Here is a 16560-nt window from a genome sequence, read left to right as displayed (position 1 = left end):
CCATCAGAATTATAAGAGGGAACGAAAAATATCACCCGAGGTGATTAGCATGGAGAACCCGTTTGAGATAACCAACGTTATAGCGAGGGAAATCCTCGACAGCAGGGGAAACCCAACGGTTGAGGTCGAGGTCTACACCCCGATAAGCATGGGCAGGGCCGCCGTTCCGAGCGGAGCAAGCACCGGAACCCACGAGGCTCTTGAGCTCCGCGACGGTGGAAGCCGCTACCACGGGAAGGGTGTCAGAAGGGCCGTTGAGAACGTGAACAAGATAATCGCCCCCGAGATCATCGGAATGGACGTCACCTGGCAGAGGGACATTGATACCCTCATGCTCGAGCTCGATGGGACAGAGAACAAGAGCAACCTCGGTGCTAACGCAATACTCGGCGTTTCTCTAGCCGTTGCCAAGGCGGCCGCCAACGCACTTGGACTGCCGCTCTACCAGTACATAGGAGGAACCAACGCTTACGTCATGCCCGTTCCAATGAGCAACGTCATCAACGGAGGTGTGCATGCTGGCAACGAGCTCGACTTCCAGGAGTTCATGATCATGCCCGTTGGAGCGGACTCGTTTAGAGAGGCTATAAGGTGGGTGAGCGAGACCTACCACGTCCTCAAGAAGGTCATCATGGAGAAGTACGGGAGAAATGCTGTGAACGTCGGAGATGAAGGTGGCTTCGCCCCGCCGATGAAGGAAGTTACCGAGCCGCTCGAAGTCCTCATCAGGGCTATTGAGGAAGCAGGCTACAAGCCTGGCGACGAGATAGCCTTCGCCCTCGACGCCGCTTCCAGCGAGTTCTTCGACACCGAGAAGAGCAAGTACGTTGTTGCTGGGAAGGAGTACGACAAGGGTGAGCTCCTCGAGCTCTACCGCGAGCTCGTCACGACGTATCCAGTAGTCTCAATCGAAGACCCGTTCCACGAGGAGGACTGGGAAGGCTTCGTCATGATAACGAAGGAGCTTGGAAGCAAGATACAGATCGTCGGCGACGACCTCTTCGTCACCAACCCGAAGAGGATAAGGAAGGGTATTGAGATGGGAGCAGCGAACGCGCTCCTCCTCAAAGTCAACCAGATCGGAACCCTCAGCGAGGCAATAGATGCCGCCTACACATCCTTCAGAGCAGGCTACGGCGTCGTCGTCTCCCACAGGAGCGGAGAAACGGAGGACGCAACAATAGCAGACCTCGCCGTTGCCCTCAACGCGGGTCAGATAAAGACCGGTGCCCCGGCCAGGAGCGACAGGAACGCCAAGTACAACCAGCTCATAAGGATAGAGGAGGAGCTCGAGGGCATAGCCGTCTATCCAGGAAAGAAGTTCAGGAACCCGTTCCTGTGACTTCTTCTCCTTCTTCCAGCATTTTTCTCAGCTGTTCCCTCTTTGTTTCGAGAATTTGTATTATGCCGTCGAGGATTTTAAGGTACTCCTTAATCGCTTCCCTTTCGAACTCCTGCCTGCTGTAGCCCTTCTCCTGGAGCTTCTTCCTCATTCTTTCATGGTACTCGATGGCCACGTAGAGGGATTTAAGGGCCAGCTCATTGGCCTCCTGGAGCCACCTCCAGCCGTTCTCGGTGAGTCGGTACTTTACGCGCCTCCTCCTTCCCTGGTACTCTTCCTTGGGCTCTATAAGGCCCTCCTCGACCATTTTGTTGAGCATGGTGTAGAGGTTCCCGTGACTCGGCTTCCATATCCCCCAGGCTATCTTCTCTATCTCCTTGAGGATTTCATAGCCGTGCGTCTCTCCTCTAAGCCCGATTATCAGCAGTATCATGTTCTTTATTGGAACCGTAAACATGTCCCTCACTATTTTCTCCTCGGGCAACATACGCTCACCGCCCTCGAAAGGCTTATAAATCAGGGTCCGCCACATATGTTTGGATTAAACATATTTGAATCAGACAGATTTACTATTGACATATAACTGTCAACCTCTTAAAAAGGTTGGGGTGGTGGCAATGGCGTGGAACGACTGGATAGCGAAACATCCCAAGATTGTGCTGGCGGCGTGGATAGTCATCATAGTCCTCATGGCGCCGCTCGCAGGAAAACTGAGTGAGCTTACCGATTACAGTACGGAGCAGATGGTCTCCCACGAAATCGAGTCAATCAAAGTTCAGGATTTAATGGCCCAGGAGTTCACGGGAGCACAGAACGACAACCTCACGTACCTTCTCATCACGAACATCAACGTGAACGATGAAAACGCGAGGAAGGCCTACTATTCTTTCAAAGACCGGGTTGAGGGCAAGTACGCCTCCAACGTTACATCCTACTACGATGCCCTGGATATGCTCTGGGAAATGGACTACGAGCTCACGCTCAACGTAACAAGGATGACCGCCAACATAACGGGGCTTCTCTACACGAGCGTCAAAGGCGCCCACGATGGCTATGGTATGGCCCTCAACCAGGTTCTTCTCCTCAAGAACACAACTGATATGGTAAAAACCAGCCTCGTCGGAACAGCCCAGGGATACGTTGCCCTTAAGAACAACCTTACGTCCCTTTACACCCAGCTCAACGCGACTGCAGGACTGCTTCAGATGGCCGATGGCATCTACGTCCAGCTCTGCGCCCAGAACCCGAACATGACAGCCCAGGAGAGGGCACAGGCACTCCAGAACGAACTGATGGTCAAGGTTCCCGAGAGTCAGCAGGCCATTGTCCCTGCGGTCGTGCAGGCGGTTGTCTCTGCCGACCCCTACTGCACGGGAACTCTTCTCTCCAACAAGGGGCTGCTTGAAAACACGACGGTTGAACTCGTGTACGGCATGATAACGAGTGCCGGAACTCCCCTCCCGTTTGAGATTCCGAAAGAAGTTCTCTTCCAGCTCTACGAGAGCGGAGGAAACGAGACTGTAATCGACACCATGGCACAGAACATGCTCAAGGCCCAAATAGCCGAGCAGATGAGGGGCCTCGCTCCGAACCCAGAGGCCCTTGCAGAGGTCATCGTGAGCGAGGTCGTCAAAGACCCCTATGGAATAATAAGCGGCGAAAAACTCGAAGATGCAACTGTCAGTGTGGTTCTTGCCCTGTCCCCGCAGAAGACTGAGGACACCGAGAAGCTGGTCAGAGCTCTCTACAACGGCGCAGACCCGAAAGAGCTTGCTAGAGAGCTGTTCTTGAAGGGAATGCAGGAACAGATGGCAGGCCAGGAAATTCCTGAAGAGTTCGCGGGGGTTATGAACAACCTCATCGAGCAGGCCATCCAGAACTACCCGATGAGCGAGGAAGAGCTCGAAAAACTTGTGAAGGACGCCGTTAAGTCCATGGTGTCCGATTACGCCAAGAACAACCCCTACGGAGTGGAGTTCAACTTTGACCAGGACCTTCTCGTGGACATCGCCTTCAAGTTCAAGGACAACCCCCAGGCAATATCGAAAGATGATGTCAAGCCCCTCGCAGAACAGCTCTGGCCAATCGTCAAGGAAAAGGCTGGAACCTACCTGAGCATGCTCAAAAGCGACGACAACACTACGCTCCTGATAACCTTCATACCGTTTGGAAGGCCAGGTCCGAGCGGCGATGAATTCAGGTATCTCGCCCAGAACGCGACGGAAGTCAAGAAGGTGGCCCTCGAGGAGTTCGGAAAGTACTTCCCTGAGGTCAAAGGCGCCCTCGGTGGCACCCCCGTCCAGATGCACGAGATGACGAAGTACGGCCAGGAAGACAACCAGAAGACGAGCCAGGCGAGCATCATAGGCGCTCTCATCGTGCTCTTCATCCTGATGGGCGGCGCCCTCCTGGCGACGTTCCTTCCGTTCACGGGTGTTGCAACGTCTGCACTCACGGCCCTCGGAATAGCTTACCTCCTGGCCAAGGGCGGGATACTCAACGTCGGAAGCTGGGCACAGATGCTGACGATCACCACAGCCCTCGGTCTTGGAATTGACTACTCGACTTACTACGTCCACCGCTTCAAGGAGTACATTGCTGAGGGCTACGACCACGAGAAAGCGGTCGCAGAGGCACTTAGGAGGGCTAAGGATGCAGTCCTTGCGAGTGCGTTCACAGACATCATAGCCTTTGCCAGCTTCGTTCTGGCATGGGAGTTCCCGATATTCCAGCAGATTGGCATAATCGCGCCGCTTGCCGTTGTTACTGTCCTAGTAGCGAGCCTTACGTTCATCCCGGCAATAACAGCACTCATAGGCGATAAGAGCTGGTTCTGGTGGCCAAGGCACATCAAGCACATTGAAACCATGGACGTCCACGAGAGGAGTAGAATAGCCGAGTGGGTCGTTAAGCATGCCAAGGTAGTGCTCCTCATTGGCCTGCTCATAGCGGTTCCGGCAACGTACACGTTCTTCACGTTTGAGGGAACCCACGACATAAGCCTATTCCTGCCGGAGGGCAGTGAAACTCTCACCTTCATGGAGCTGAGCCAGGAGAAGCTCGGTGCCTCGATAACTTCGCCGAACTACGTGATCATAGACATTGGACACAAGATTACCGACGACGACCTTAAGCTGATCGACGAGATAACGGCCCACATAGCGGGAATGGAGGGAGTTAAGGCTGTCTATTCACCAACTAGACCCTACGGCGAGCCGGTCAGCAACCTCACGCTTTCAGCAATCAAGGCCCTCGGTGGGGACAGGTTCATCTCAAAGGGCGGTACCATGGTCATGATACAGATCGACCCGGTCTACGCTCCAACTGACGAGAAGGCGAAGGAGCTCGTCAAGGGCCTCAGGAGTTACATGGCCGAGCTTGAGAAGGAGGGCAAGATAAGGGAGGGCCTCGTCGGCGGTGGAGCGGCGCTCTCAATGGACCTCACAGACAGAATCAACGATATCTTCTGGCACAGGATAATCCCAGTGGCGCTGGTGCTGATGTTCCTGTCGCTAATCCCGACGCTCAAGGGACTCCCGGCGGTCGTCTCGACAATGATCACCATCTTCATGGGCGTCATGACGAGCATCTGGGTATCAACGTGGCTCTTCGGCAAGGTCTTCAATCAAGAAGTCATGTGGTTCCTGCCGCTGATGGTCTTCGTCGTGCTCATGGGAGTCGGCATTGACTACAACAGCTTCTATCTGGTTAAGGCCAGGGACGAGTTCGAGCGCAGGAAGCCCGAGGAAGCCCTCATAGTCGCGGCAGGAACGATGGACATGCTCGTCATAGGCCTTGCAGTCGTCCTGGCCAGCACCTACGGAGCCTTGATGCTCAGCTCGACGTGGGGAACGAGGGAGATGGGCTTTGCCCTCTCAGCGGGAATCCTCCTGACAGCTGTTATGGCAGTGTACTTCATTGGGCCAGCCTTCATGAGCCTCTTCGGGGAGAAGGCCTGGTGGCCGCTGTTCAAGAACCAGAAGGATGCAAAGAAGGAATGATTTCCTTCTTTTCCCATTTTTGTCCCAAAAGGGTTATATTCTCTGGACACTGTCCTTTTCTGGAGGGTAAGAATGGAGCGAAAAAAGCTCAAAATCTACATCCCCGGTATCAAGTTCCCTTCAATCTCGGTCACGGGCAACGCCTGCGCCCTGAACTGCGCCCACTGCGGAAAGCACTACCTCGAAGGCATGAGAAAGCCCGAACGTGGTGAACTTTTGAGCTATTGCCTCAAGTTAGCGGAGGAGGGTTACAACGGCTGTCTCCTGAGCGGTGGCATGGATGGACGCCTGAAGGTTCCGCTCGACTTTTATGCGGAGGAGATAAAGGAAATTAAGAAGAGAACGAACCTCAAGCTCAACGCCCACGTGGGTTTTATTGATGAGAGCGACCTAGAGTGGGTTAAATACGTTGATGTCGTTTCCCTTGACTTCGTTGGTGACAACGACGTGATAAGGCGCGTTTACAAGATAGACAAGACTGTTGAGGACTATCTGAGGGTTCTTGACATTCTAACTGAAGCCGGTGTGAGAGTCGCACCGCACATAACGATAGGTTTGGATTTCGGAAAGATTCACTGGGAGTACAAAGCCATAGACATGCTGGTAAAATATCCGATAGACGTGCTCGTTCTCGACGTTCTAATTCCAACAAAAGGCACAGAAATGGAGAACATTCCAAAGCCGAGCGTCGAGGAGAGCCTTGAAGTCGTTAAGTACGCGCGTGAGATGTTCGATGGCGAGCTGAGCATAGGCTGTATGAGACCTCTCGGAAGATGGAGGTTGGAGTTTGACAGAGGGGCAATCTTAACAGGCGTTGACAGACTGACGAATCCGCCCAGAAAAGTTATCGAATGGGCAAAAGGGATAAGGGACGTTGAGATTATCTACGAGTGCTGCGTTATGTAGGGCTCACCAAACCTCGCATCATCACAAATCAGAAAGGAGAACGCCGATCATCGCCCTCTATTTTCAAAGTTCTTCCTTTACGGTAACGAACGAGACCATTGTAACCGTCTGTCCGATTCCCTTTATCTCCCTTAACTTATCAACAACGATTTTACCTACCTCTTCTGCGCTTGGAGCACGGACCTTTATCATCATATCCCATTCTCCAGAGATTATGTGGACTTCATAGACACCATCGAGGGCCGCTATTCTCTCGGCAACCTCCCTCTGGGTGAGGCCTGAATCGGGGTCGTAGCGAGCCAGTATGAAGGCAGTAGTCCCCAGGTCAAGCTTCTTGTAGTTCGGCTTCACCGTGAATTTCTCTATGATGCCCTCGTCCACGAGGCGCTTTATTCTGTAGTGGACTGTGGTCCTCGGGATCCCGAGCTTCTTGCTGAGGCTGGCTATGTTCTCCCTGGCGTTCTCCTTCAGTTCGTTAAGCAGCTTAACGTCTATGGCATCCAATCCTCCCGTCATCGCTATCCCCGTTGTCATTTGTTCAACAAAAATCTGGACTAATTGAAGTCTCTACTTATTTAAGGTTTTCCTTCAGCCAGTTGGCAAATTCCATCAGCGCCCTGCCACGATGTGATATGCGGTTCTTTTCCTCCGTTGTCATTTCGGCAAACGTCCTGTCGAAGCCTTCAGGTATGAAAATCGGGTCGAACCCGAAGCCGCCACTTCCCCGGGGTTCCGTTGCTATTTTGCCGTCAACGCGGCCGGTAAAGATGTGTAGCTCGCCGTCCCAGTAGGCTATCACGCTCTTGAAATGGGCTTTTCTGTTTGTTTCTTCTTCGAGGAGCTTCAGAATCCCCTGGTATCCAATCGTTTTGTAAACATAGGCGGAGTAAACGCCTGGAAATCCTTTTAGAGCTTCAACGAAGAGCCCCGAATCGTCGAGGAAGAAAGGTCCATCTACTCTCTGTGCCAGCCATTTTGCCCCGTACTCGGCCACTTCCTCGAGGGTGTCCGCCTGTATCTCTGGGTAGCTGACCTTTAGCTGGTAAACTTCGACTCCCAGCGGTTCAAAGTACTTTCTCGCCTCTTCCACCTTTCCAGGATTAGACGTCACAAAGGCCAGCCTCATGCAACCACCGAAAAGAGAAGGAGAAACGGCATAAAAGGTTTGATGTCAGTGGATCGTGTAGCCAATCTTCTCGACGAGCTCCCTGCGCTCCTTTCTCTGCTCTTCCGTCTCGATCTTGTTCGCGGCCTTGCCGTCCACGACGCCCAGGACGCTTCTTCCGAGGTCTGTCTCGGCCACTATGACCTGGAACGGGTTCTCGCTAGCTCCATAGACCATTGCAACTGCCGGGTGGTTCTTGACGGTGTTGAGAACGTTTATCGGGAATGCGTTCCTCATAAGGATGACGAAGACGTGGCCGGCCCCTATCTTCACGGCGTTCTTGGCTGCGAGCTCCTCAAGCTCCTTGTCGTTTCCTGTGAAGCGGGTGAGCTGGGGCTTTGCCTCGTTCATTGCGATTCCAAACTTTATCCCCGGAACTGCCGTCAGAAGAGCCCTGGCGAGGTCATCAACGGTGAATATCGAGAAGTTGCCCTGCCCGATTATGACCTCAACCCCCTCGGGCTTTTCTATGTCAACGACCTCTATCCTGACCATCCGGCATCACCAGAAGAGTTTTTAATTGTCGGATAATATAACTTTTCTGGGTCGGTGGTGTTTGAACATGGGGGAAGTAAAGCTTGAAGAGATCGAGTTTTTGGTGGAGCTGCTGAGCAAATACCCCCTAGAAAGCCTTAGGAGCATAGCCCGGGAAGAGGGGTTAGATTATTACAAGCTTAAGCGCATCTATGACAAGTACTATGGTAAATACCTAACTGTGAGCGCAAGGTACAACATAAGAATTATAGGTCTCAAGAGCTTTGTTGCTTTTCTTGCGGTTTCTCCTGAGAGCCTTCTTGAGACTGCAATACAGCTAACCAAGAACCCCTTTATTAAATATGTGAATCCGGCTTTTGGCTTTAAGAACGGTTTGTCCTTATATTTCCAGGTTCCGCATGACCAAGTGGATCTTATAGATGAAATGCTTGGAAAGTACTCAGATGACTTCGAGTACTATGAGGTTAGGGCGTACACTAAGGGTGAACTTCCCGATGAGTGGGGGGACTGGGATCTTGGCTATGAGTATGCCCTCCTAATGGACATCCTCAAGTGGGACGCTCGAACACCTATCACTGAAATTGCAGAAAAACTCGGCAAGTCAAGGCCCACCGTCAGGTACATGATAAACCGCCTGAAGGAGAAGGGCATACTGATTAATTTTGTTCCTCTCCCCGACATGAATGTCTCGGATCGAGGAGTTATCGGAATCGCGAAAGAGCTTGACGAAGAGGTGCTTAAACGATTCAACGACTATGAGATTACCGTTGGCGTGCTCCCGGGAGAGGGGTATATCTTAGAGTGGTTCTTCTCCTCAAAGGAGGATATGGGTTCAAAAATCTTGGAGTTCAGCAGGTACGTTGAGAAAATCCTTGTTGAGTACTTTGATCCGACCTTCAAGGAGCTTAACGACAGAAATTCCAGGATGGCTTTCCAGAGAATGGTGAAAAAAGACGGGAGCGGCTACAGATCAATACTTGAGTTTTAAAGCCTCATTAGGATGAGTGGGCAGTACTCAAGTCCGTCTATTTCACCAGTAGCTTGATACTCAAGTGCTCTACAGTCATGGCAGATGTACTTGAATGGGCAGCTGGAACATGCGGGTATGTTATCCTTGGTCATTCTCCAGAAGGCCCTGAGGCGTTTTCTGCGGGTTACCTTCCTGAGGCTCTCTTTTTTCAGATCGCCAACGATGTAGTTTCTGAGTAATGGACATGGCAGTACGTAGCCATCGGCCGTAACCGCGACTGTTCCAGCGAGACAGTCGTGGTACTTCTCCGTGGTCGGGTTCAGTATGCGTCTGACTTCTATGGTGTTAAAGCTGATTTTTTTAACGGAACCTGGATATAATACGTCCACGTATAGCTCCCCTTGAAAGCTCTCTCTTATAACATCCTCTAGGTAGTCTGGATCCACAACAGCCAGAACTCCGTGAAGCCATGGATAGCCGGACAGTTCCTCTGGTCCGACGTCAGGGTACTTTATCTCGGCTATGAAGCGAATCTCTTCTGCTGGCGTAATCTTTGGAATGTCTTCGAACCTAACAACCGCATAAACTTCAGGGATTTCTATTTCAGATGCAAAGTTAGCCAGCGCCATCAGAGGTTCAATGCTATCGTAGTTGGTTAGCCAGAGCTCCTTACCGCCCATTTTCCTGAACTCGAGTATAGCCCTTTTGAATTCCTCCAGGCTCAAAGGCTCCCTTCTGAGGATGAACCGGTTGTTTCCTATGCACCCAATTGACCTCGGAATTCCGGTAACCTCTGAAAATTTTCCCTTTCCTGCGCCAAGTTGGAGGATGAGCCTCTCTATCTTCCCCCTGTGCTTCTTATTGCTCCATGGAGGTTTGCCAATGATTACGTTCTTGACTTTATTGGTCATGCTAATTGGGGTGGCAATCGACTCAACCCTCTCCACGATTCTCACCGAAAAAAGATTTGCTTCGGAGTATATATACTTTATCTATTCCGATTTTGCAAACTACTAGAAAAAGTAAGCAAAAAATGGAAAATTACTCCCCCACAGCCCTGTCTCCCTCAAGCCAGAAAGCTCCTTCGGGGGTGACCTCCTTCTTCCACACTGGGACCCTTCGTTTTACCTCGTCAATTGCCCACTCACAGGCCCTAAACGCTTCCTTCCTGTGCTTGGCACTCACCACGATCAGTATTGTGTCCTCGCCGACATCAAGCTCTCCGTATCTGTGCCATATTACCATGTCTAGAATCGGGAACTTTTTGAGTGCCTCCTCTCTTATCCTCTCCATCTCTGCTTCGGCCATCTCTGGGTAAGCCTCGTATATGAGCTTCTCGACCTTTCTTCCAAGGTTCTCGTTCCTGACCTGGCCGAGGAACACAACGTAGGCGCCGGACTCTGGAACTCGGAGCTGAGAAATCGCCTCATCAACGCTGAATTTATCTTTGGTGAGTCTGACTTTCATCGGAATCACCCATATGTCATTGTCCGAAACTCAATTAAACCTACCGATGGAGGGGAATTAGAATTCAAGGGGTGAAGAGCATGAATGGAAAAAGAGTCTTGGGGCTTTTAATAGCTATCCTAATCGTTGCGTCAGCCGGTTGCTTGGGGAGAGATACAACGACCGGTACTAAACCTGAAACCGCCGACTCAATACATACCAGTGACATAAATAGCACAAAAACGAACACTGGCATCGACTCCTCGTCTTCTAATAGAAAAACAGGAGACGTTGACCTTGAAAGCATAGTCGGGAAAATAGAAACCTACTCATACCATCAGAATGCCCTTATGAAGCTTGATGTGACCACAACCGAAGGCAACATCACAATGAATACCAACGTTAGCATGCTGATAATCGAGAATGGATACGTTGATACTGTGGGGAGAAAGGCTCTGGTTAACTCCACGATCACAATTCTCCCGGATAATCTGACTGACAATATGCTCCAGATTGTAATAGGGAACAAGACTTACATAAAGACCAGCTTTGGAGTCAATGAGATTAACTTCACGACCCTATGGGATTCCCATCCCATAAAGATAGTTGAGAGAGCGATCAAGGATAGGCCACTCGCTAAATACACCGAGAACGGGACTACTGTTTTCGTGTACTCACTATCGGAGGACGTTATCCTTCCCTTAGCCGAGGCATATCTTAGTCCGGGCGATTCAAACGTGACGATAACGGACGCAGTCCTGGAGATCCGCATTGCCAACAGCACAATCTCCCAGGTAAAGCTGGTGTATTCGCTCTTGGTGAGAATCTCAAGTGAGGGCCCATTTGGGCATGTGGATGTAGTTGAGGCCGGAACCTGGAAGAGCACGGTCAGAATAACCTCAATAAACGAGAAAAGGGAAGTGGAGCCTCCGACTACTTAAGTTCCACCACCTCGAAGATGTTCAAGGCTAAGTCTATCAGAAGGAGCTTGTTCAACAGAGGCTCTCCAATGCCCGTCAGCAGTTTGATGACTTCCATTGCCTGTATCGAACCAACCACCCCCGCTGTGGCACCGATTATCGGGAACTTCTCCTCTTTTTCTCTAACTTTCGGAAAAATCTCCCTGAGGCTCTTTGTGATGCCTGGAACTATCGTAGTCACCTGCCCGTGCATGCCTTCCACTGCGCCGTGGACGAGCGGGATTCTTTTTCTATGAACGTACTCGTCGAGCAGGTAGCGGGTCTGGAAGTTGTCCAGGCAGTCAACCACGATATCAACGTCCTTAAGGACTTCATCGATGTTATCCTCTGTAAGCCTTCCCGTGTACGTCTCTATCTTTATGTCGGAGTTGAAGCGTTCGAGCTTCCATTTAGCTGACTCTGGCTTTGACCTCCTTCCAACATCCTCCTCCCAGTGGAGTATCTGCCTGTTGAGGTTGCTCAGCTCGGGAGTCTGTTCGTCGATGAGGAGAACGGTGCCTATTCCAGCGGCGGCCAGGTAATACGCGACGGGACTGCCGAGGCCGCCAACACCGACGACTGCGACTTTTGCGCCCTTCAGTTTTTCCTGCCCTTCCCTTCCGAATATCATTATCTGCCTGTCGTACCTCTCAAGTTCTCTCTCGGTCAGCATCTCAACCACCACTTACAGGCGGGAATATCGCGATTACGTCCCCGTCCTTCAACACCTCGTCGAACCTTACGTAGCGCCCGTTTCTGGAGACGTTGACATCGGCAAGGTCGTCATCTTCGGCAAAAACTTCGTTCTTAAGGACAGGATAGCGCTCCTTCAGGATTTCAATGAGGTCTCTCACGGTTATCCCGTCGGGAACTTCCAGCTCTTCCTCGCTCTTGCCCACGAGGGAGCGGTAGCGGGCGAAGTATCTGACTTTTATTCTCACCTTTCATCACCGGGATAAAATAGAAGGCGGAGTTAAAAAGGGTTGCCAGGATAAAATTGTGAAGCTCTACCATGGCACGCTCTTCCAACCCATCCTGTAGGCGAAGTAGTTGGCCCCCCAATGAATGAACGGGGACACGACCAGAAGGAAGATTATCTGCCCGCTGGAAAGAGTTTTTACAGGGTAGGCGAATGCCAGAGCGCTTATGAGGAAGCCGAGCTGATCGAGTCCTATAGCAGGATAGCCCCTCGGGAGGTTTGCTCTCCTCTTAATGAAGCTTCCGACGAGATCACCGACAAGAGCGCCGAATGAGAGGAGAAATGCGAGCTTTACGGCAGTCTCAATGCTTCCGTAGAAATCTGGGGTTATGAAGTACTGGATTGCCCCGACCAAAGTCCCTATCAGGACGCCCCCAATGAATCCCCTCCAGGTTTTTCCGTCTCCCAGAAGCCTTCTGCCGTCCTTCCAGACCCTACCACCGTCTATGGGTCTACCTCCCCCAACGAGGACAGGGGATGCGTTGGCGAAGTAAGCGGGAAGTATGTACCAGAACGCCCAGAAGATTGATGAAAGCCAGCCCATTTAATCACCTACTTTATGGCCGGTAGAATCGCTTATAAGGATTAAGGCGGTTGGATTACAAGGTGGAAGTTATGAAGAAAGCCATTGCGGTTGTTATCCTGATAGTTCTGATTCTAGCCCTGTGGGGAGCTTACGTCGCCTACGCTGTGATGACTATAAACCCTCTCCTTACGGCAGAGTGGGGCAACGTGAGCGAGGAGAAGGTTGAGGTAGTGGTCGATGCAGAGCTTGGAAAGGCTCTCCTTGTCCCGGCTTCCGTTGAGAGCCTTTCAATGCAGTTCAACGGCGTTGAAGTCGCTTCCCTTGAGGAATTTGACTACTCACCCACGAAATCAAACGCAAGAATCGTGATAGGCATCGACCCAAATGAACTAGTAAGGGCACTCGAAAGGTACTTTGAGAGCAACCAGCACGGTGAGCTCAGCGTCGAGGCTAGGCTGGGGCTTTTCGGTCTGCTTCACCCCACTCTCACTTTCTCCAGGGAATTCCAGCAGGACATCCTCGGCCAGATGGACTTCAAAGCCGAGAGCAAGCCGATCTTTGGTGGTCTCCTCTACACTCCGTCCGTTGAGGGAACGAAAGTAGTTTGGCTGGGAGCTGAGAACGGCGTCTGGAATCTGAAGACCTATGCAATGCTGAAGAATCCGAACTCATTCCCCATTCCAGTCTCAAACCTTGAGTTCGAGGTGTCTGTAAACGGCATAAAAGTAGGTGTTGGAAACATCAGTCAGGGAGTTACGATACCGGCTGGAGGCGTTGCGACGGTTCCAATTGACACTGAGATATATTCGGAGTACCTTCCGATGGTTCTGGTAGCCCACATAAAGAACGGAGAGGAGAGCTCAGTTGAGGTAAACTTCTACATAACAGTGAGCGCGGGCGGTAAGAGTTCCAGGATAAAGCTTACAAGTGAGAGGATAATAATACAGACGGACATAATGGCCAGCATAAACGATGCCCTTTCGGGGATTTCTCCTAGGGAATGACTTTTAAACCGCTTTTCTCCCCTTATTTTTGGTGAGAGCATGAGGGGAAAATTTGACGTGAGAGCCGTTCATGAGTTCCTTAACAAGCTCTGGGAGGATGTATTCACGCTCAACGAGGAGCTCAAGGAGGAACTCCCAAGGTTCGGCTTTAAGGTGGAAGACGTTGAGGAGGTCTTTGGAGCGTACCTTTTCCTTGACGGCGAGTGGAGGCAGATGCTCTATCCCCACCCTGCCTTTGAAGTGAAGCCCCAGATTGAAGTTGGCGCAACTCCTGAAAGCTATTACTTCGTCGTTGCGGTTCCAAAGGAGAAGATTAGCGAGGACTTTCTTGAGGCATTTCTCGAAGCCTTTCCGAAGAGCTTCATCTACGGAAGTGAGGACTTCCTCAACGACGTCTACAACTGCATGAGGGACAGTCCCCTGTCGGAGGAGATCGTCGAGAGAATACATGAAAGTCCTGAAAAGGTTTTCCAGTTCGAGGCCAACTTTGACGATGTTGAAAAGCTTAAAGAGGGCCTTTTCAAGGTTATAGAACTCGGAAAGCGCTTTGAAATCTTTGACCTTTGAGGTGTGTCTATGGGCTACGAGGAGGCTTTTCCGGCCGAGCTCAGGGATTACTACAGAAAGCTCTTTGGGAGCGAGGCAGAAGAGATCATGGCATCATTGAGAACTCCAGTCGAGAAGTACTACATCAGGGTGAACACCCTAAAGACGAGCAGGAGCGAGCTGATGAGGCGGCTGAGGAGAGAGGGATTGAAGCCCAAGAGGAGTCCTTACCTTGAGGAGGGGATTTACTTCGAGAGGGAGGGGCCGAACTTCGATGATGATTACGATCCAGGCCTCAAGAAGGTTGTCGCGAACAAGTTTGCCAGCGAGAGCGTCTATCAGGGAGCAATGCTCTACGCCCCGGGAGTTCTGAAGGCTGATAAGAGTATAAAGCCCGGTGACGAGGTTGAAATAAGGGATCCGAGAGGACTTCTGGTCGGAATCGGCATCGCGAGGATGAGCGGGAAGGAGATGGTAACCGCCACGAGGGGACTGGCGGTTGAGGTAACACTGCCGAAGTTCAAGCTCCCAAGTTTGAGCGAGCTGGAGAGTTTCAAAGAGGGTCTCTTCTACGCTCAAAGCCTGCCCTCGATGGTAGCTTCAAGAGTCCTGGAGCCGAGTGAAGAGGACCTCATCATTGATATGGCCGCGGCCCCTGGAGGAAAGACCTCACACATAGCCCAGCTCATGCAGAACAGGGGGGAGATAATAGCCATAGACAAGTCCAGAAACAGGCTGAGGAAGATGGAGGAGGAACTTAAGAGGCTCGGCGTGAAGAACGTCAGGCTCATCCACATGGATGCTAGAAAGCTCCCCGAGCTTGGGATTGAAGCCGATAAGATACTCCTCGATGCCCCCTGCACCGCGCTCGGCATAAGGCCCAAGCTCTGGGAGACGCGGACGCCAAAGGACATTGAGGCAACCGCGAGATACCAGAGGGCCTTCATCTGGGCCGCTATAAAGTCCCTTCGGAAGGGGGGGACGCTGGTTTACTCAACATGTACAATCAGCTACGAGGAGAACGAGGCCAACGTCAAATACATGCTCCAAAAAGGCCTGAAGCTTGAAGAGCAGAGCATTTTCATAGCATCCCCCGGAATTGACATGGAGGGCGTCCAGAGGTTTTATCCGAACAGGCACCTGACTCAGGGCTTCTTTATAGCGAAGCTCAGGAAGGTGTGAGGATGGACTGGAAAAAGGTTTCACTTTTTGGTGTCGCGATGGGAATCATCGCCGCTCTCCTCTGGTGGGCTGGGATAGATGAGGTAATTGCCATCCTAAAGGATGCCCAGCCTAAATATCTTGTTCTGGCGTTTCTTATGTATCTGCTTGGCCTCTTAGCTTGGGCAATGAGGTGGAAGGTTCTGATAGATGCCCTCAATATGGACGCTCCGTTTTCAAAGGTCTTAATGGCCTTAATGGCCGGCATCTTCGTGAACAACGCGACTCCTGGGGCGCGAGGCGGAGGGGAGCCAGTGAGGACGTATTTTCTGGCCAAAGAAATTGAGATGCCCTATGGTCCAGTTTTCGCGACTGTGATGATGGACAGAATACTTGACCTCATTCCAGTGGTGGGAATGCTAGCCGTTGCCACCGCGTACGTCTATTCCCTCGGTTCAAGGTCGCTGGCGATAATCCTGATTTTCCTGGATGTTGTGTTTTTTGGTCTTGTTGCCTTCACCCTGGGAATCCTTCTAAGCGAGAGGAAGACCAAGGGGGCGCTCCGCTGGTTCTTCAGGCTTGTAGAGCGCTTCCTGCCGTTGGTGGCCGAAAAGTACCGCGAGAAGTTCGAGAGGGTTGTTGAAGTCGACGTTCCCCGCTTCCAGAACGATTTTAGATTTCTAATAACCCACAAGAGGGCTTTTTTACTTGCCACTGTGTACTCCACACTCTCCTGGCTAACCGTCGTTGTTAGGGGCTATTATGCTTTCCTCGCCATAGGGTATCCCATAAAGTTTGCGGACGTTGTCGTCGTTCAGATGGTCGGGATGGTAGTTGGAATGTTGAGCGTGATTCCTGGAGGGGCGGGCCTCATAGAGACGGTCAATTCAGCAACCTACGTTCTCCTTGGGATTGAGAAAGAGCACGCCGTCACCGCTACGCTCCTTGATAGGCTCATCTCCTACTGGATACCGACTGTGGTGGGGGCACTGGCGACGACCCACCTCGGGGCAAAAATTCGCAGGAAAAAGAAAGGTTTAATTAGGTAAATCCCCAAGGA

General features: G+C 51.5%; 18 protein-coding genes. 9 read left to right on the top strand and 9 right to left on the bottom strand.

Annotation, left to right across the window (positions count from 1 at the left end):
• The first annotated feature begins 49 nt into the window (after positions 1-49).
• Positions 50-1342, top strand: a complete 1293-nt coding sequence (gene eno, locus ACZ5TN_RS07090; protein ID WP_464916349.1) for a phosphopyruvate hydratase — start codon at positions 50-52, stop codon at positions 1340-1342.
• Here the strand turns inward: eno and ACZ5TN_RS07085 are convergent.
• Entirely contained in the window at positions 1323-1829 is a 507-nt protein-coding gene (locus tag ACZ5TN_RS07085; protein ID WP_011251057.1) for a PadR family transcriptional regulator, read from the bottom strand. The two genes, eno and ACZ5TN_RS07085, sit on opposite strands and share 20 nt — an antisense overlap.
• 130 nt (positions 1830-1959) lie before the next feature.
• Here ACZ5TN_RS07085 and ACZ5TN_RS07080 point away from each other — a divergent pair, with 130 nt between their 5' ends.
• Together ACZ5TN_RS07080 and ACZ5TN_RS07075 are read left to right on the top strand one after the other, a co-directional pair.
• On the top strand, positions 1960-5343 hold the full coding sequence (locus tag ACZ5TN_RS07080) for an MMPL family transporter (RefSeq protein ID WP_464917566.1): 3384 nt from the start codon (positions 1960-1962) through the stop codon (positions 5341-5343).
• 72 nt (positions 5344-5415) lie between these two features.
• Positions 5416-6249, top strand: a complete 834-nt coding sequence (locus ACZ5TN_RS07075) for a radical SAM protein (RefSeq protein WP_464916348.1) — start codon at positions 5416-5418, stop codon at positions 6247-6249.
• Positions 6250-6312: 63 nt separating this feature from the next.
• On the opposite strand, the gene ACZ5TN_RS07070 is transcribed toward ACZ5TN_RS07075, so the two are convergent.
• Genes ACZ5TN_RS07070 through ACZ5TN_RS07060 form a run of 3 tightly spaced genes read right to left on the bottom strand, consistent with a single transcriptional unit; the run spans position 6313 to position 7909 of the window.
• The gene (locus tag ACZ5TN_RS07070) at positions 6313-6765 is read right to left on the bottom strand and encodes an Lrp/AsnC family transcriptional regulator (RefSeq protein ID WP_011251060.1); all 453 of its coding nucleotides are present in this window, start codon (positions 6763-6765) and stop codon (positions 6313-6315) included.
• A gap of 55 nt (positions 6766-6820) precedes the next feature.
• Positions 6821-7375 carry an XTP/dITP diphosphatase gene (locus ACZ5TN_RS07065; protein WP_464916347.1) on the bottom strand — a complete coding sequence of 185 codons (555 nt, stop codon included), beginning with the start codon at positions 7373-7375 and terminating at the stop codon, positions 6821-6823.
• Between the two features lie 45 nt (positions 7376-7420).
• The gene (locus ACZ5TN_RS07060; protein ID WP_011251062.1) at positions 7421-7909 is read right to left on the bottom strand and encodes an adenosine-specific kinase; all 489 of its coding nucleotides are present in this window, start codon (positions 7907-7909) and stop codon (positions 7421-7423) included.
• A 67-nt stretch (positions 7910-7976) separates the two neighbouring features.
• Here ACZ5TN_RS07060 and ACZ5TN_RS07055 point away from each other — a divergent pair, with 67 nt between their 5' ends.
• A complete protein-coding gene (locus ACZ5TN_RS07055; RefSeq protein ID WP_464916346.1) occupies positions 7977-8897 on the top strand; it encodes an Lrp/AsnC family transcriptional regulator in 921 nt (306 codons plus the stop codon).
• On the opposite strand, the gene ACZ5TN_RS07050 is transcribed toward ACZ5TN_RS07055, so the two are convergent.
• A complete protein-coding gene (locus tag ACZ5TN_RS07050; protein WP_464917565.1) occupies positions 8894-9826 on the bottom strand; it encodes an SPASM domain-containing protein in 933 nt (310 codons plus the stop codon). The genes ACZ5TN_RS07055 and ACZ5TN_RS07050 overlap by 4 nt on opposite strands.
• A gap of 94 nt (positions 9827-9920) precedes the next feature.
• The gene (locus ACZ5TN_RS07045) at positions 9921-10346 is read right to left on the bottom strand and encodes a molybdenum cofactor biosynthesis protein MoaE (protein ID WP_464916345.1); all 426 of its coding nucleotides are present in this window, start codon (positions 10344-10346) and stop codon (positions 9921-9923) included.
• Between the two features lie 329 nt (positions 10347-10675).
• Between ACZ5TN_RS07045 and ACZ5TN_RS07040 the strand changes: the two genes are divergently transcribed.
• Complete coding sequence (locus tag ACZ5TN_RS07040) at positions 10676-11266, top strand: hypothetical protein (protein ID WP_464916344.1); 591 nt, start codon at positions 10676-10678, stop codon at positions 11264-11266.
• Here ACZ5TN_RS07040 and ACZ5TN_RS07035 read toward each other — a convergent pair.
• The 3 genes from ACZ5TN_RS07035 to ACZ5TN_RS07025 form a co-directional block, all read right to left on the bottom strand.
• Entirely contained in the window at positions 11259-11957 is a 699-nt protein-coding gene (locus ACZ5TN_RS07035; RefSeq protein WP_464917564.1) for a ThiF family adenylyltransferase, read from the bottom strand. The genes ACZ5TN_RS07040 and ACZ5TN_RS07035 overlap by 8 nt on opposite strands.
• 1 nt (position 11958) lies before the next feature.
• Positions 11959-12225 carry a ubiquitin-like small modifier protein 1 gene (locus ACZ5TN_RS07030; protein ID WP_011251068.1) on the bottom strand — a complete coding sequence of 89 codons (267 nt, stop codon included), beginning with the start codon at positions 12223-12225 and terminating at the stop codon, positions 11959-11961.
• Positions 12226-12291: 66 nt separating this feature from the next.
• Positions 12292-12807 carry a CDP-2,3-bis-(O-geranylgeranyl)-sn-glycerol synthase gene (locus ACZ5TN_RS07025; RefSeq protein ID WP_464916343.1) on the bottom strand — a complete coding sequence of 172 codons (516 nt, stop codon included), beginning with the start codon at positions 12805-12807 and terminating at the stop codon, positions 12292-12294.
• A 71-nt stretch (positions 12808-12878) separates the two neighbouring features.
• Here ACZ5TN_RS07025 and ACZ5TN_RS07020 point away from each other — a divergent pair, with 71 nt between their 5' ends.
• Genes ACZ5TN_RS07020 through ACZ5TN_RS07005 form a run of 4 tightly spaced genes read left to right on the top strand, consistent with a single transcriptional unit; the run spans position 12879 to position 16549 of the window.
• Positions 12879-13793, top strand: a complete 915-nt coding sequence (locus tag ACZ5TN_RS07020; protein WP_464917563.1) for an LEA/WHy family protein — start codon at positions 12879-12881, stop codon at positions 13791-13793.
• Between the two features lie 39 nt (positions 13794-13832).
• Positions 13833-14360 (top strand): DUF3201 domain-containing protein, encoded by a 528-nt coding sequence (locus ACZ5TN_RS07015; RefSeq protein WP_464916342.1) that lies wholly within the window; start codon positions 13833-13835, stop codon positions 14358-14360.
• 9 nt (positions 14361-14369) lie between these two features.
• Positions 14370-15521: an NOL1/NOP2/sun family putative RNA methylase gene (locus ACZ5TN_RS07010; RefSeq protein ID WP_464916341.1), complete on the top strand. Its 1152-nt coding sequence runs from the start codon at positions 14370-14372 to the stop codon at positions 15519-15521.
• Between the two features lie 2 nt (positions 15522-15523).
• Complete coding sequence (locus tag ACZ5TN_RS07005; RefSeq protein WP_464916340.1) at positions 15524-16549, top strand: flippase-like domain-containing protein; 1026 nt, start codon at positions 15524-15526, stop codon at positions 16547-16549.
• Positions 16550-16560 lie beyond the last annotated feature (11 nt).

It is taken from the genome of Thermococcus sp. JCM 11816 (assembly GCF_055396515.1).
The sequence above is the reverse complement of the archived record's forward strand: the minus strand, read 5'-3'. Positions and strand labels throughout refer to the sequence as shown.

Coding starts and splice junctions, on each gene's coding strand:
- ACZ5TN_RS07010 (WP_464916341.1), top strand. CDS start 14,370: ATGGGCTACGAGGAGGCTTTTCCGGCCGAGCTCAGGGATTACTACAGA.
- ACZ5TN_RS07055 (WP_464916346.1), top strand. CDS start 7,977: ATGGGGGAAGTAAAGCTTGAAGAGATCGAGTTTTTGGTGGAGCTGCTG.
- ACZ5TN_RS07040 (WP_464916344.1), top strand. CDS start 10,676: ATGAAGCTTGATGTGACCACAACCGAAGGCAACATCACAATGAATACC.
- ACZ5TN_RS07025 (WP_464916343.1), bottom strand. CDS start 12,807: ATGGGCTGGCTTTCATCAATCTTCTGGGCGTTCTGGTACATACTTCCC.
- ACZ5TN_RS07015 (WP_464916342.1), top strand. CDS start 13,833: ATGAGGGGAAAATTTGACGTGAGAGCCGTTCATGAGTTCCTTAACAAG.
- eno (WP_464916349.1), top strand. CDS start 50: ATGGAGAACCCGTTTGAGATAACCAACGTTATAGCGAGGGAAATCCTC.
- ACZ5TN_RS07065 (WP_464916347.1), bottom strand. CDS start 7,375: ATGAGGCTGGCCTTTGTGACGTCTAATCCTGGAAAGGTGGAAGAGGCG.
- ACZ5TN_RS07060 (WP_011251062.1), bottom strand. CDS start 7,909: ATGGTCAGGATAGAGGTCGTTGACATAGAAAAGCCCGAGGGGGTTGAG.
- ACZ5TN_RS07035 (WP_464917564.1), bottom strand. CDS start 11,957: ATGCTGACCGAGAGAGAACTTGAGAGGTACGACAGGCAGATAATGATA.
- ACZ5TN_RS07075 (WP_464916348.1), top strand. CDS start 5,416: ATGGAGCGAAAAAAGCTCAAAATCTACATCCCCGGTATCAAGTTCCCT.
- ACZ5TN_RS07085 (WP_011251057.1), bottom strand. CDS start 1,829: ATGTTGCCCGAGGAGAAAATAGTGAGGGACATGTTTACGGTTCCAATA.
- ACZ5TN_RS07080 (WP_464917566.1), top strand. CDS start 1,960: ATGGCGTGGAACGACTGGATAGCGAAACATCCCAAGATTGTGCTGGCG.
- ACZ5TN_RS07070 (WP_011251060.1), bottom strand. CDS start 6,765: ATGACGGGAGGATTGGATGCCATAGACGTTAAGCTGCTTAACGAACTG.
- ACZ5TN_RS07005 (WP_464916340.1), top strand. CDS start 15,524: ATGGACTGGAAAAAGGTTTCACTTTTTGGTGTCGCGATGGGAATCATC.
- ACZ5TN_RS07045 (WP_464916345.1), bottom strand. CDS start 10,346: ATGAAAGTCAGACTCACCAAAGATAAATTCAGCGTTGATGAGGCGATT.
- ACZ5TN_RS07020 (WP_464917563.1), top strand. CDS start 12,879: ATGAAGAAAGCCATTGCGGTTGTTATCCTGATAGTTCTGATTCTAGCC.